Source organism: Mycolicibacterium gadium (assembly GCF_010728925.1).
Taxonomy (GTDB): Bacteria; Actinomycetota; Actinomycetes; order Mycobacteriales; family Mycobacteriaceae; genus Mycobacterium; species Mycobacterium gadium.
This window is the reverse complement of record NZ_AP022608.1, coordinates 2,625,971-2,639,272: the sequence shown is the minus strand read 5'-3', so window position 1 is coordinate 2,639,272 and position 13,302 is coordinate 2,625,971. Positions and strand designations below refer to the sequence as shown.

At 66.1% G+C, this 13,302-nt stretch carries 12 protein-coding genes and 1 pseudogene; 6 read left to right on the top strand and 7 right to left on the bottom strand.

Features of this window, described 5'->3' with window-relative positions; translation table 11 throughout:
- Window positions 1–21 precede the first annotated feature (21 nt).
- A complete protein-coding gene (locus G6N36_RS12910; protein WP_163686855.1) occupies window positions 22–1,527 on the top strand; it encodes a gamma-aminobutyraldehyde dehydrogenase in 1,506 nt (501 codons plus the stop codon).
- 22 nt (window positions 1,528–1,549) lie between these two features.
- Here the strand turns inward: G6N36_RS12910 and G6N36_RS12905 are convergent, their stop codons facing one another.
- Both G6N36_RS12905 and G6N36_RS12900 read right to left on the bottom strand, forming a co-directional pair.
- Window positions 1,550–2,410, bottom strand: a complete 861-nt coding sequence (locus G6N36_RS12905) for a universal stress protein (RefSeq protein WP_163686854.1) — start codon at window positions 2,408–2,410, stop codon at window positions 1,550–1,552.
- A gap of 15 nt (window positions 2,411–2,425) precedes the next feature.
- Complete coding sequence (locus G6N36_RS12900; RefSeq protein ID WP_163686853.1) at window positions 2,426–3,934, bottom strand: APC family permease; 1,509 nt, start codon at window positions 3,932–3,934, stop codon at window positions 2,426–2,428.
- A 113-nt stretch (window positions 3,935–4,047) separates the two neighbouring features.
- Here G6N36_RS12900 and G6N36_RS12895 point away from each other — a divergent pair, with 113 nt between their 5' ends.
- Complete coding sequence (locus tag G6N36_RS12895; RefSeq protein ID WP_163686852.1) at window positions 4,048–5,001, top strand: sigma-70 family RNA polymerase sigma factor; 954 nt, start codon at window positions 4,048–4,050, stop codon at window positions 4,999–5,001.
- On the opposite strand, the pseudogene G6N36_RS12890 reads toward G6N36_RS12895, so the two are convergent.
- A pseudogene (locus tag G6N36_RS12890) lies at window positions 4,949–5,554 on the bottom strand (carboxymuconolactone decarboxylase family protein); the annotation flags it as partial. The gene G6N36_RS12895 and the pseudogene G6N36_RS12890 overlap by 53 nt on opposite strands.
- A 77-nt stretch (window positions 5,555–5,631) precedes the next feature.
- Between G6N36_RS12890 and G6N36_RS12885 the strand changes: the two are divergent.
- Window positions 5,632–6,732 carry an AI-2E family transporter gene (locus tag G6N36_RS12885; protein WP_163686850.1) on the top strand — a complete coding sequence of 367 codons (1,101 nt, stop codon included), beginning with the start codon at window positions 5,632–5,634 and terminating at the stop codon, window positions 6,730–6,732.
- On the opposite strand, the gene G6N36_RS12880 is transcribed toward G6N36_RS12885, so the two are convergent.
- The 4 genes from G6N36_RS12880 to sdhC form a co-directional block, all read right to left on the bottom strand.
- Complete coding sequence (locus G6N36_RS12880) at window positions 6,729–7,520, bottom strand: succinate dehydrogenase iron-sulfur subunit (protein ID WP_163686849.1); 792 nt, start codon at window positions 7,518–7,520, stop codon at window positions 6,729–6,731. The genes G6N36_RS12885 and G6N36_RS12880 overlap by 4 nt on opposite strands.
- Before the next feature lies 1 nt (window position 7,521).
- Window positions 7,522–9,276: a succinate dehydrogenase flavoprotein subunit gene (sdhA, locus tag G6N36_RS12875; protein ID WP_163686848.1), complete on the bottom strand. Its 1,755-nt coding sequence runs from the start codon at window positions 9,274–9,276 to the stop codon at window positions 7,522–7,524.
- A gap of 22 nt (window positions 9,277–9,298) precedes the next feature.
- Window positions 9,299–9,718, bottom strand: a complete 420-nt coding sequence (locus G6N36_RS12870; protein WP_163690651.1) for a succinate dehydrogenase hydrophobic membrane anchor subunit — start codon at window positions 9,716–9,718, stop codon at window positions 9,299–9,301.
- A gap of 68 nt (window positions 9,719–9,786) precedes the next feature.
- Window positions 9,787–10,215 (bottom strand): succinate dehydrogenase, cytochrome b556 subunit, encoded by a 429-nt coding sequence (sdhC, locus tag G6N36_RS12865; RefSeq protein ID WP_163686847.1) that lies wholly within the window; start codon window positions 10,213–10,215, stop codon window positions 9,787–9,789.
- Window positions 10,216–10,459: 244 nt separating this feature from the next.
- On the opposite strand from sdhC, the gene G6N36_RS12860 reads away from it, so the two are divergent.
- The 3 genes from G6N36_RS12860 to G6N36_RS12850 are packed head-to-tail and all read left to right on the top strand — an operon-like array spanning window position 10,460 to window position 13,293.
- Window positions 10,460–10,882, top strand: a complete 423-nt coding sequence (locus G6N36_RS12860) for a cytidine deaminase (protein WP_163686846.1) — start codon at window positions 10,460–10,462, stop codon at window positions 10,880–10,882.
- A gap of 7 nt (window positions 10,883–10,889) precedes the next feature.
- On the top strand, window positions 10,890–12,206 hold the full coding sequence (locus tag G6N36_RS12855; protein ID WP_163690650.1) for a thymidine phosphorylase: 1,317 nt from the start codon (window positions 10,890–10,892) through the stop codon (window positions 12,204–12,206).
- A gap of 1 nt (window position 12,207) precedes the next feature.
- A complete protein-coding gene (locus G6N36_RS12850; RefSeq protein ID WP_163686845.1) occupies window positions 12,208–13,293 on the top strand; it encodes an adenosine deaminase in 1,086 nt (361 codons plus the stop codon).
- The last annotated feature ends 9 nt before the right edge of the window (window positions 13,294–13,302 follow it).

Genomic DNA, 13,302 nt, shown 5'->3' with positions numbered 1-13,302 from the left:
GGAGTCGGTTAGCGTTGAACGATGACCGTGTCTTCTCCCAAGACCGTGCCCACCACGTTGGCCGGCAGCTGGATCGATGGGGCGCCGGTGGTCACCGCCGGCGGCGTACATCAGGTGGTCAACCCCGCGAACGGATCGACGGTGGCCGAGATGGCGCTGGCGACTCCGGCCGACGTGGACCGCGCCGTGGCTTCAGCCCGCGCCGCGTTGCGCGGCTGGGCGACGGCTACCCCCGTCGACCGCGCCGGGGTGCTCGCCAAACTCGCCGAACTGGTCGACGCCAACGCGGAGGCGATCGTCGCCGAGGAAGTGAGCCAGACCGGAAAGCCGGTGCGGTTGGCCACGGAGTTCGACGTGCCGGGCAGTATCGACAACATCTCGTTCTTCTCCGGTGCGGCACGCCATCTCGAGGGCAAGGCCACCGCCGAGTACTCCGGAGATCACACGTCGAGTATCCGGCGCGAGGCAGTCGGCGTGGTTGCGACGATCACGCCGTGGAACTATCCGCTGCAGATGGCGGTGTGGAAGGTGTTGCCTGCGTTGGCCGCTGGATGCAGCGTGGTCATCAAACCCGCCGAGCTCACACCGCTGACGACCCTGACATTGGCGCGGCTGGCGAGCGAGGCGGGTCTGCCCGACGGAGTTTTCAACGTCGTGACCGGTGCAGGCGGCGATGTCGGCACCGCCCTGGCCGGACACCCCGACGTCGACGTCGTCACGTTCACGGGCTCGACCCCGGTGGGGCGCAAGGTGATGGCGGCGGCCGCGGTGCACGGCCACCGCACGCAGCTGGAGTTGGGTGGCAAGGCGCCGTTCGTGGTGTTCGACGACGCCGACCTGGACGCCGCGATCCAGGGCGCCGTCGCCGGTGCGCTCATCAACACCGGACAGGACTGCACGGCGGCGACGCGCGCGATCGTGGCGCGAGATCTGTACGACGACTTCGTCGCCGGTGTCGCCGAGGTGATGGGCAAGGTGGTGGTCGGCGATCCGCAGGACCCCGACACCGACCTGGGCCCGTTGATCTCGATGGCGCACCGCGCCAAGGTGGCGGGCATGGTCGAGCGGGCACCCGGTCAGGGGGGCCGCGTCGTCACCGGCGGCGTGGCGCCCGACCTGCCGGGGTCGTTCTACCGTCCGACGCTCGTCGCCGATGTCGACGAGGCCTCCGAGATCTACCGCGACGAGATCTTCGGCCCGGTGCTGACGGTGCGGTCGTTCACGGACGACGACGACGCGCTGCGGCAGGCCAATGACACCGCGTTCGGTTTGGCGGCTTCGGCCTGGACACGCGACGTGTACCGCGCGCAGCGGGCGTCGCGGGAGATCAACGCGGGTTGTGTCTGGATCAACGACCACATTCCGATCATCAGCGAGATGCCGCATGGCGGCGTCGGCGCGTCGGGATTCGGCAAGGACATGAGCGACTACTCGCTCGAGGAGTACCTCACGATCAAGCACGTCATGAGCGATATCACCGGGGTGGCCGACAAGGAATGGCACCGGACCATATTCACGAAGCGCTGACAGGGACTCGACCTACAGCCAGCTAGTCGGCCTTCGGGACCACGATCACCGGGACGTCGACGCCGGCCAGAATGCGTGCGGCGGTCGACCCGAGGAAGATCCGCCGTGGCGCCGCGAAGCGCGCGGAGCCGACGACCAGCAGGTCGCCGTCGTCCCAACGCAACTTCTTCAGGGCGGACTCCAGCGTCATACCCTCGGCGACGCGCGATTCGATCTCGGGTGCGTCCGGAAGCGCCCGCGCCGCGACGGCGAGATTCTCTTCGGCGGCGGCCTTTTGGAGCTGGCGCACCTCTCGCGCATTGGCGGCCTCGGCCAGGTTCTCAGAAGACACCAGCGACACCATCCGGATAGCGAGGTTGCCGGCGCTGGCGAGGGTGATCGCGAACGGCAGCGGGTTGTCGTCGCCCGGTCGGGTCGGGACCGCGGCGGTCACGGCCGCGAACGTCTCATCCGGGTCGTCGGCGTATCCGCGCGGGGCCAGCGCCACCGGAATCGGCGATGAGTGCAGCAGCGCACCCGTAACCGGTCCGATGGTGTGGCCGCCGAAGAACCCGTCGCGTGCACCTCCGACCACGATGAGGTCCGATTCCTTCCGTTCGGCGAATCCGACGAGAGATTCGGCGAAGGACTCACCCACCATCACGGTGGACGATGCGCTGACACCGTTGGCGGTGAGCCGGTCGATTGCCCGGGAGATCCAGTCCTCCCCGCGTTCGACGAGCATCTGCTGGTACTCGACGCGACCGGGGTGACCGTCGGGAAGTTCCTGCCGCACCACGAGAACGACGTCGACCTGCGCGTCGAAGGTCTTGGCGAGAGCGCTCGCCAGCGCGACGCCGTCGTCCCCGGTCGGGGTTGCGAGATAACCGACTGTCAGATGCATTGCAGGACTCTCTCTTTAGAAGGTGTCCGGGACCTTGACTTCGGTGTTCGCATTCAGCGTCTCGCCGCGGAAGAACCGCTTGGTCCCAAACGCGAAGCACGCCAACATCAGCGGGATGCCGAGCACGAGCATGCCGACGCCGAGCACGAAGACGCCGCCGATCGGTCCGAAGGCGGTGTAGCCGTAGTCCGGGGCGATCATGTCCTTGGCGCTGATGCCGAACGCGGCAGCCATCGCGATGCCGCCGATCAGCGGGAAGACACCCCGGAAGAACAGGTTTCGTGCCGAGGTGAACAACGTCGTGCGGAAGTACCAGACGCACGCGAACGCGGTGATGCCGTAGTAGAACGCGACCGCGAGCCCAAGCGATGCGACCGAGTCGGCGAGTGCGTTCTCCGACAGGAATGTCAGCAAAAGGTAGAAGAACAGGGCCGCCAGCCCCATCACGATGGTGCCGAAGGCCGGGGTCATGTACCGGGGATGCACATACGAGAACCGTTTGGGGATGGCCTCGTACACCGCCATCGACAGCGTGCCGCGTGCGGTGGGCAGGATGGTCGTCTGGGTCGACGACAGCGCTGAGACGGAGACGGTGAGCAACAGCAGCGACGCCGCGATGGTGCCTGCGACCGGCTTACCGAGCACGGTCAACACATCGTCGGTGTTCATCGGGTTGTTCAGGCCGATGCCCACGTCGCTGAACCCGGAGAACGACTGCACCGCATAGGCGACGAGGACGTAGGTGCACACCAGGATCAACGTGGTGATCACTGCGGCGATGCCGGGGGTGCGGCCGGGGTCCTTGGTTTCCTCGCCGACTGCCAGGCATGCATCCCAGCCCCAGTAGATGAAGATGCACAGGATGATCGCTGCAGCGATCGAGGACATGTCCAAACCGCTCGGCCACAGCCAGGACAGTTGGGGCGTTATCGCCTGGGCTCCAGCGGTTCCGGAGTACACGCGCACGAGCGCGATGATGCTGACGATGATCAGGACACCGAACTGGATGGCAATTAACACGTTCTGGAACCGCTCGGACACCACGATCCCTCGCGCACTGATCAGGGTCATGGCGATGATGAAGAAGGAGCCCAGCAGCACCTTGGCAAGAATGTTCTCGGCGAGGTCGTCGAGGCCGAGGAACTTCAACAGGTAGATCGCGGCGATCTCGGCCACGTTGGCCAGCACGATGATCGCCGACACGGCCAGCCCCCATCCGCCGATCCATCCGATCCACGGCCCGAATGCCTTGGTGCCCCACGTGAAGGTGGTGCCACAGTCGGGGGTGTCCTGGGACAGCTCCTTGTAGGCGAAAGCGACCAGCAGCATCGGGATGAAGGCGAGCACGAACATCGAGGGTGCCTTCTCGCCGACCGCGAGGACGACGTAGCCGAGGGTGGCGGCCAGGCTGTACGCGGGTGCCACGGCGGCGAGGCCGATGACGATGTTGCCGACGAGCCCGAGGGCACCTGCCTGCAGCCCCTTGCCACCGACGGCGGGGGCGTCGGGTTCCTTGATTGCCATGTGCGGAATATACGGTTTGCGCGGTTTTCCCGCGGCTTCTAACCGGGAATCGGGGAATAAGCGCGGTTTGGCTACGGAATCAGTGCACGACTCAGCGGTTCTAGACTTGGGCCATGACCCGGCTTTCGGGAACCACGCGGATCGATGAATTCGAGGAATTGCGGCCGCACCTGCTGTCGGTAGCGTACCGGCTGACCGGGACGATCGCAGACGCAGAAGACATCGTCCAGGATGCGTGGCTGCGATGGGATCGTGCCGACTCCGGCGCGATCACCGATCTGCGGGCGTGGTTGACGACGGTCGTCAGCAGGCTGGCGCTTGACCGGCTGCGGTCGGCCGCCCATCGACGCGAGATGTATTACGGCGAATGGCTGCCCGAGCCCGTCGTGACCGCGCTGGACGGCGACGATCCGCTGGCCGCCGTGGTAGCCGGTGAGGACGCGCGGTTCGCCGCGATGGTGGTGCTGGAGCGCCTGAACCCCGATCAGCGGGTGGCGTTCGTGCTGCACGACGGGTTCGCCGTGCCCTTCGGTGAGATCGCCTCGGTGCTCGGTGTCACCGACGCGGCCGCACGCCAGCTGGCATCGCGAGCGCGACGTGCGGTGGCGGCCGCACCGCCGGCGGTCTCCGACGATGTGCATGCCGAGGTGGCCGGTGCGCTGATGCTCGCGCTCGCCGCTGGCGACATGAAAGCCGTTGTGGCGCTTCTGCATCCGGATGTGACGTTCACCGGTGACTCGAACCGCAAGGCGCCGACGGCCGCGCGCGTCATCCGCGGTCCGGACAAGGTGGCGCGCTTCTTGTTCGGGCTGGCCGCACGCTATGGGCCGGGGTTCCTGTCGTCGAGCCAGATGGCGAACATCAACGGCCAGCTGGGTACCTACCTCGCCGGGTCGCCCGCGAACGACGGCTATCCGGAGGTCATGCCCCGGGTGACGGCGATGACGGTGCGCGACGGAAAGGTCTGCGCCATATGGGATATCGCCAATCCGGACAAGTTCACCGGCTCGCCGCTCAGGACAGGTCGGTCGCGGCCCACGGGACCCGGCACGCGTCGCCGGAGCTGAAGCCCTGCTCGGTGATGCCCAGCGCTGAGTACATCCGTGCCCGCATGTTCTCAACCCCGATCTGATACGTCAGCTCGATCACGCCGTCGTCGCCGAAGCGGCGCTTCAGATCGGCGACCTGCTCGTCGGTGATGGTGTGCGGGTCCGTGGTCATGGCGTCGGCGTAGGCGATGGCCGCGCGCTCGTCGTCACTGAAGAGCGGGGACGCGGCGTAGTCGTCGATGTGCTTGAGCCGGTCGACGTCGAGTCCGTCGAGACGCTGCAGCATCGAACCGAAGTCGACACACCACGAGCAACCGACGGTGCGCGCGGTCCAGAACACGGCGAGTTCGCGCACGTTCGTGGGCAGCTTCCTGGATGCCGAATCCAGCATGCCCTCGTGCACCACGTTGGCCAACATCAGCCGCGGGTGGTGCGCGGCCACGGCGAAAGGTTCGGGCACCTCGCCGAACTTGCGCTTGGCGACCCGGTACATGAGTCGGGTCAACATCGGTGCGTGGTTGGGGGATACGGGCTCGATGCGGGTTTTCTGAGTCATATGAGTTGGACGAGGCAGGCCGGCGATGTGTGACACGGTGCTTTGGAGGGCCCAGACACTTTGAATCCGCCGTTGGCGGGTAACCACGTCCGGTGAGTGATGAATCGACACCGTTGCCCAGTCGCGGATCGGTCTACAGCGCCCATCTCCGATCGTGCGCGGTGGTGGCGGTGCAGTTCGTCGCGGTGGCCGCCGCGTTGTGGGTGTTGGCGTGGGTGGTGGGCAAGACGTGGGTGATCGTTCTGCCCCTGGTACTCGCGCTGATCGTGTGCACCGTGTTGTGGCCACCCGTGCGCTGGCTGCGGCGAAAGGGTGTGGCCCCCGCCGCTGCGGTCATATCGGTTCTGCTGGTGGCCATGGCGGTGGTCGCCGGTGTGGTGGCGGCGGTGGCGCCTGCGATCGTCGAGCAGTCCGCGGAGTTGGCCGAACAGGCTTCCGCCGGCGTCGTGCAGGTGCGGGACTGGCTGGGCGGTCCACCGCTGGACATCAGTGAGGCACAACTCGATTCAGCGGTCGCCGCGATCAACGACCGGTTGACTTCCAGCAGTGCGCAGATTGCATCGGGGGTGTTCACCGGGGTGGGTGCAGCGACGTCGGCACTGGTCACCCTGTTCACCACGATCGTCGTGACATTTTTTCTGCTCAAGGACGGGCCACGTTTCATCCCCTGGTTACGCGGCGTACTGGGGCGTCCTGCGGCGCCGCACGCTGCGGAGATTCTCGAACGCATCTGGTCAACCCTGGGGGGTTTCATCCGGACCCAGGCGCTGGTCAGCCTCGTCGACGCGGTGCTCATCGGGATCGGCCTCGTCATCATGGGAGTGCCGTTGGCGTATGCGCTCGCAATCATCACTTTTATCGGGGGGTTCGTCCCGATCGTCGGCGCGTTCGTCGCCGGCGGTCTGGCCGTCCTCATCGCGCTCGTCTCCAACGGACTGGTCGACGCGTTGATCGTGTTGGCGATCATCGTGGCGGTGCAGCAGCTCGAGGGCAACGTGTTGCAGCCGTGGCTGCAAGGGAAGTCGATGAAGCTGCATGCAGTGATCGTCCTGCTCGCGGTGATGCTGGGCGCTGCCACCTTCGGCGTCATCGGTGCGTTTCTCGCGGTTCCGGTTGCGGCCGCGTTGGCGGTCGTCGTCCGTTACTACGGCGAGCAGGTACAGGAGCGGGCGGGCGAAGCTTCGCCTCCCTAACGCGCGAACATCAGCGCGCGCTTGACTTCCTGGATGGCCTGCGTGACCTGAATGCCGCGCGGGCAGGATTCGGTGCAGTTGAACGTCGTGCGGCAGCGCCACACACCGTCGACCTCGTTGAGGATGTCGAGCCGTTCGGCGGCGCCCTCGTCACGGCTGTCGAAGATGAACCGGTGCGCGTTGACGATCGCGGCCGGCCCGAAATAGCTTCCCTCGCTCCAGTACACCGGGCAGCTGGTGGTGCAGCAGGCACACAGGATGCACTTGGTGGTGTCGTCGTAGCGGTGACGGTCGGTCTGGCTCTGGATGCGTTCGCGGGTCGGCTCGTTGCCCGACGTCATCAGGTACGGCTTGATCGCCCGGTAGGCGTCGAAGAACGGCTCCATGTTCACCACGAGGTCCTTCTCCACGGGCAGGCCGCGAATCGGTTCGATGGTGATGGTCAGCTGCTTGCCCGCCTTTTTCGGAAGCAGGTCGCGCATCAGGACCTTGCACGCCAGGCGGTTGACGCCATTGATACGCATGGCATCTGAGCCGCAGACGCCGTGTGCGCACGAGCGCCGGAACGTCAGCGTGCCGTCCAGATACCACTTCACGTAGTGCAGCAGGTTGAGCAACCGGTCCGACGGCAGGCACGGCACGCGATAGCTCTGCCAGCCCCCTGAATCGGCGAACGTGTCGGGATCCTCCGGGTTGAACCGGGCGATCTTCAGCGTCACCATCACCGCGCCGTCCGGCACCGGTGGCAGCTCGGGGTCCTTGGTCGAGACCTCGGGAGCGATAGTCATGTCAGTACTTCCGTTCCATCGGCTCGTAGCGGGTCTGCACCACCGGCTTGTAGTCCAGCCGGACGTCGCTCAACAGGTCAGTGCCTTCCTTGTAGGCCATGGTGTGGCGCATGTAATTGGTGTCGTCACGGTTGGGGTAGTCCTCGCGGGCGTGACCACCGCGGGACTCTTTGCGGTTGAGCGCACCGACGACGGTGACCTCGGCCAACTCCAGCAGGAAGCCCAGCTCGATCGCTTCGAGTAGGTCGCTGTTGTAACGTTTTCCCTTGTCGTGCACGGTGATTCGGGAATAGCGCTCTTTGAGAGCATGGATGTCGGTGAGCGCCTGTTTGAGTGTCTCTTCGGTGCGGAACACCGCGGCGTTGTTGTCCATCGACTGTTGCAACGCCCCACGGATGTCGGCGACGCGCTCGTTGCCGTGCTCGGAGAGGATGTCGCCGACCCAGCTGACGACCATGCCCGCCGGGTCCGCGGGCAGGTCGACGAACTCGTGGCCGAGCGCGTAGTTGGCGGCGGCGATCCCCGCACGCCTGCCGAATACGTTGATGTCCAACAGCGAGTTGGTCCCCAGCCGGTTGGCGCCGTGCACCGAAACGCATGCGCACTCGCCTGCGGCGTACAGGCCCGGCAGGGGAGTGGTGTTGTCGCGCAGCACCTGACCGCTGATCGTCGTCGGGATACCGCCCATGACGTAGTGGCACGTCGGGTACACCGGCACCAGTTCGGTGACGGGGTCGACGCCGAGGTAGGTGCGGGCGAACTCGGTGATGTCGGGCAGCTTGGCCTCGAGCACGTCGGCGCCCAGGTGCCGGACGTCGATGTACACGTAGTCCTTGTTGGGACCGGCGCCACGGCCTTCGAGCACCTCGAGCACCATCGAACGGGCCACGATGTCGCGCGGGGCCAGGTCGACGATCGTCGGCGCGTAGCGCTCCATGAAGCGCTCGCCGTCGCCGTTGAGCAGCCGGCCGCCCTCGCCGCGCACGGCCTCGGAGATCAGGATGCCCAGGCCGGCGAGACCTGTCGGGTGGAATTGGTGGAACTCCATGTCCTCCAAGGGAAGTCCCTTGCGGAACACGATACCGAGGCCGTCTCCGGTCAGCGTGTGCGCGTTCGAGGTCGTCTTGTACATGCGGCCCGAGCCGCCGGTCGCGAACACGATCGCCTTGGCGTGGAAGACGTGGATGTCGCCGGTGGCCAGCTCGTAGGCGATGACACCGGTGGCGACGGGACCCGACTGCGTTTCGGTGATCGCGATGTCGAGTGCGTAGTACTCGTTGAAGAATTCGACGTCGTGTTTGACGCAGTTTTGGTACAGCGTCTGCAGGATCATGTGTCCGGTGCGGTCGGCGGCGTAGCAGGCCCGGCGCACCGGTGCCTTGCCGTGGTCGCGGGTGTGCCCGCCGAACCGCCGCTGATCGATGCGCCCTTCGGGGGTGCGGTTGAACGGCATGCCCATCTTTTCGAGGTCCAGCACCGCGTCGATGGCTTCCTTGCACATGATCTCGACGGCGTCCTGGTCGGCGAGGTAGTCGCCCCCCTTGACGGTGTCGAAGGTGTGCCACTCCCAGTTGTCCTCTTCGACGTTGGCCAGGGCCGCGCACATGCCGCCCTGTGCCGCGCCGGTGTGGCTGCGGGTCGGATACAGCTTCGTCAGCACTGCCGTGCGCGCTCGAGGACCGGCTTCGACGGCGGCCCGCATACCCGCGCCTCCTGCGCCGACGATCACGACGTCGTAGCGATGTTCTTGAATCATGAGGTGAGCTCCCCGTAAAAGGTCATGCGATGCTCGCGTCGAAGGTGACGAGCACGTAGCTGCCCAACACCAGGGTGAAGCCGGTCGCCAGCAAGAGCAGCGAGTTCAAGTAGAACTTCGTGGTGTTCTTGCGGGCGTAATCGCCGATGATCGTGCGCATGCCGTTGGCGCCGTGGATCATCGCCAGCCACAGCAGGGCCATGTCCCAGATCTGCCAGAACGGTGAGGCCCAGCGCTGCGCGACGAAGTTGAAGTCGATGCGGTACACCCCGCCGTCCCAGATCAACATGATGAACAGGTGGCCGAGCGCGAGAAAGACAAGGGCGACACCAGAAAATCGCATGAACAGCCATGCGTACTTCTCGAAGTAGGGGATGCCGCGCGGACGCCGCGGTGCCCGAGGATGGTCCAGGCTGGCCGGGCGGTCGTACTCCTTCTCCATCACCGGGGCGATCCGGCCCTCCCTGTGATGCGGTGTCCAGGCTCCGCCCGCCGCCCCGCCCGGCGCGCTCACAGGAACCGCTCCGCCATGTGCATCCCGATCATGCCGAGGGCCGGAATGAAGACGGCGAGAAAGATGCCGATGACGACCCACAGCATTTGTTTCTGATATCGGGGGCCCTTCGCCCAGAAGTCGATGAGGATCACCCGGATGCCGTTGAGGGCGTGGTACAGGACGGCGACCACGAGGCCGATCTCCATCAGCCCGATGATCGGCGTCTTGTACGTCTCGATCACCTCGTTGTAGGCCTGCGGGCTGACCCGCACAAGCGCGGTGTCGAGCACGTGGACGAACAGGAAGAAGAAGATGGTGGCACCGGTGATGCGGTGCAGCACCCAGGACCACATCCCGGGGTCACCCCGATAGAGGGTGCGTCTGCGCGACCGTTCGGATCGCGGAGCAGGCACCTCCGTGCTCGCGGGTGTTGCAGTACTCATCTGGCCTCCAACGCCTTCGGTGGACGTTTGGGCTCGGAGCCGCCACGGCGGCCGGACGCTGGCCGTGGCTGCGAACCGCTGCCCAAACCTCGGGGCGACTCTAAACCCACTTGTACTCCCTAACGAACTACCGTTTAGGCGTCGGTGCACGTAAAACGGGAAAATTTAGGGTTACCTTGGTCACTGGCCTACCGCGGGACGGGAGCTTCGGAATGCATTCAGAATCGCTACGGGCGAGAGCGACATGACGTCCGAAATCGACTGGAAAATGCTGCGCTACAAGGCAACCGAGGCGTCCGTCCATGCGTACGCCCCGTACTCGGGCTTCTCGGTCGGGGCGGCCGCGCTGGTCGACGATCACCGGATGGTGTCCGGCTGCAATGTGGAGAATGTCTCATATGGCCTAGGTCTCTGTGCTGAGTGTTCAGTGGTCTGCGCCCTTCATGCCAGCGGGGGCGGGAGGCTCATCGCGCTGTCGTGTGTGGATCGTGCGGGAGAGGTACTGATGCCGTGCGGGCGGTGCCGGCAGGTGCTGCTCGAGCATGGCGGGCCGCAGATGCTGATCGACCATCCGATGGGGCCACGGCCGCTAGGTGAGTTGCTGCCCGACGCGTTCGGACCGCAGGACCTGGCACGGCGTGAGGGACCCCAGGAAGAAGTACCGTAATCCGGTGATGCAGTTCACATTCGACGCCCCGACGATCATCAGGACTAAGCGCGACGGCGGCGTGCTCTCCGACGCGGCGATCGACTGGGTGATCGACGCCTACACCCACGGCCGGGTGGCCGATGCGCAGATGTCGGCGCTGCTGATGGCGATCTTCCTCCGGGGTATGACGCGATCGGAGATCACTCGCTGGACGGCGGCGATGGTGGCCTCCGGCGAGCGCATGGACTTTACAGATCTGCGCCGCGATGGAAAGCCATTGGCGTTGGTGGACAAGCACTCCACCGGCGGGGTGGGCGACAAGATCACCATCCCGCTCGTGCCGGTCGTGATGGCGTGCGGCGGCGCGGTGCCGCAGGCAGCAGGGCGCGGACTCGGACATACCGGCGGCACCCTCGACAAGCTGGAGTCCATCCCCGGGTTCACGCCCGAGTTGCCGAAAGCCCAGATTCGTCAACAACTTTGCGATATCGGCGCCGCGATCTTCGCCGCCGGTGAGCTGGCGCCGGCGGACCGAAAGATCTATGCACTGCGCGACGTCACGGGCACCACCGAATCACTGCCGTTGATCGCTAGTTCGGTGATGAGCAAGAAGATCGCCGAGGGGGCCGCGTCGCTGGTGCTCGATTGCAAGGTGGGCTCGGGCGCGTTTCTCAACACCGAGGAGGAGTGCCGAGAACTGGCCCACACGCTCGCCGACCTCGGCACCGAAGCCGGGCTGGTGACCCGGGTGCTGCTGACCGACATGTCGACGCCGCTGGGCCGTACGGTGGGCAACGCGATCGAGGTCGCCGAGTCCCTGGAGGTGCTGGCCGGCGGAGGCCCGTCAGACGTCGTGGAGCTGACGCTGGCGCTGGCTGCGGAGATGCTCGACGCCGCCGGGATCGACGCTGTCGATCCGGCCCAGACGTTGAAAGACGGCACCGCCATGGATCGGTTCCGCAAGCTGGTCGCCGCGCAGGGCGGCGATCCCGGTGCCCTCTCTGCGGACGCGTTGCCCATCGGTGCCTATACCGAGACCGTCACCGCGCCGCGTGGTGGCACCATGGACGACATCGACGCGATGGCAGTTGGTCTTGCGGTGTGGCGGCTCGGTGCGGGTCGCTCTGTGCCCGGTGAGCGCGTGCAGTCCGGTGCGGGTCTGCGCATCCACCGCCGTTCCGGCGAGCCGGTAGCACCCGGTGAGCCGCTGTTCACGCTGTACACCGAGACGCCGGAGCGGTTCGAGGCCGCGCTGGCCGAACTGGACGGCGGCTGGCGTGTCGGGGACCATGCGCCGCCCCGGCGCCCGCTGATCATCGATCGGATCACGAGCGGAGGTTGACATGGCTGCACTGACGTTGGAGTCGATCCGGCAGGCGCCCAAGGCGCTGCTGCACGACCACCTCGACGGCGGGCTGCGGCCGGCCACCGTGCTCGAGCTCGCCGACGCGAACGGCTACAGCGACCTGCCGGCCACCGACGTCGACGGGCTTGCCACGTTCTTCCGCACGGCGGCGCACAGCGGGTCGCTGGTGCGCTATCTGGAGCCGTTCGCACACACGGTCGGGGTGATGCAGACGCCCGAGGCCCTGCACCGGGTGGCCTTCGAATGCGTCGAGGACCTTGCAGCCGACAACGTGGTCTACGCCGAGATCCGTTTCGCGCCTGAACTTCACATCGACGCCGGCCTGTCGCTGGACGCGGTCGTCGATGCCGTGTTGGCCGGTTTCGCCGATGGTGAGAAGGCGGCCAGCGCGGAGGGCCGCTCCATCGTGGTGCGATGCCTCGTCACGGCGATGCGGCATCAGGCACGGTCGCTGGAGATCGCCGAGTTGGCGATCCGGTTCCGCGATAAGGGCGTGGTGGGCTTCGACATCGCGGGCGCCGAGGCCGGGTATCCGCCGACGCGGCACCTGGACGCGTTCGAGTACATGCGGGGCAACAATGCCCGGTTCACGATTCACGCTGGAGAGGCGTTCGGGCTGCCGTCCATCCACGAGGCGATAGCGTTCTGCGGCGCCGACCGCCTCGGTCACGGGGTGCGGATCGTCGATGACATCACCGAGCGGCCGGACGGGACGGTGGAGTTGGGCAGACTGGCGTCGTTGTTGCGGGACAAGAGGATTCCGTTCGAGATGTGTCCCAGCAGCAACGTGCAGACCGGTGCGGTCGACAGCATCGGCGAGCATCCGTTCGATCTGCTGGCCCGGCTGCGGTTCCGCGTCACCGTCAACACCGACAACCGGTTGATCAGCGACACGACGATGAGCCAGGAGATGCTGCGACTCGTCGAGACGTTCGGTTACGGGTGGAGCGACCTTCAGCGGTTCACCATCAACGCGATGAAGTCCGCTTTCATCTCGTTCGACGAGCGCCTATCCATCATCGACGACGTGATCAAGCCGCGCTTCGCAGTCCTGATCGGTTGAGCTGCAACC

Bases quoted from the DNA above. Each gene is read 5' to 3' on its own strand.
- sdhC (WP_163686847.1), bottom strand. From the start codon at position 10,215: ATGAGTACTGCAACACCCGCGAGCACGGAGGTGCCTGCTCCGCGATCC.
- G6N36_RS12870 (WP_163690651.1), bottom strand. From the start codon at position 9,718: ATGGAGAAGGAGTACGACCGCCCGGCCAGCCTGGACCATCCTCGGGCA.
- G6N36_RS12850 (WP_163686845.1), top strand. From the start codon at position 12,208: ATGGCTGCACTGACGTTGGAGTCGATCCGGCAGGCGCCCAAGGCGCTG.
- sdhA (WP_163686848.1), bottom strand. From the start codon at position 9,276: ATGATTCAAGAACATCGCTACGACGTCGTGATCGTCGGCGCAGGAGGC.
- G6N36_RS12860 (WP_163686846.1), top strand. From the start codon at position 10,460: ATGACGTCCGAAATCGACTGGAAAATGCTGCGCTACAAGGCAACCGAG.
- G6N36_RS12900 (WP_163686853.1), bottom strand. From the start codon at position 3,934: ATGGCAATCAAGGAACCCGACGCCCCCGCCGTCGGTGGCAAGGGGCTG.
- G6N36_RS12895 (WP_163686852.1), top strand. From the start codon at position 4,048: ATGACCCGGCTTTCGGGAACCACGCGGATCGATGAATTCGAGGAATTG.
- G6N36_RS12855 (WP_163690650.1), top strand. From the start codon at position 10,890: ATGCAGTTCACATTCGACGCCCCGACGATCATCAGGACTAAGCGCGAC.
- G6N36_RS12905 (WP_163686854.1), bottom strand. From the start codon at position 2,410: ATGCATCTGACAGTCGGTTATCTCGCAACCCCGACCGGGGACGACGGC.
- G6N36_RS12910 (WP_163686855.1), top strand. From the start codon at position 22: ATGACCGTGTCTTCTCCCAAGACCGTGCCCACCACGTTGGCCGGCAGC.
- G6N36_RS12880 (WP_163686849.1), bottom strand. From the start codon at position 7,520: ATGACTATCGCTCCCGAGGTCTCGACCAAGGACCCCGAGCTGCCACCG.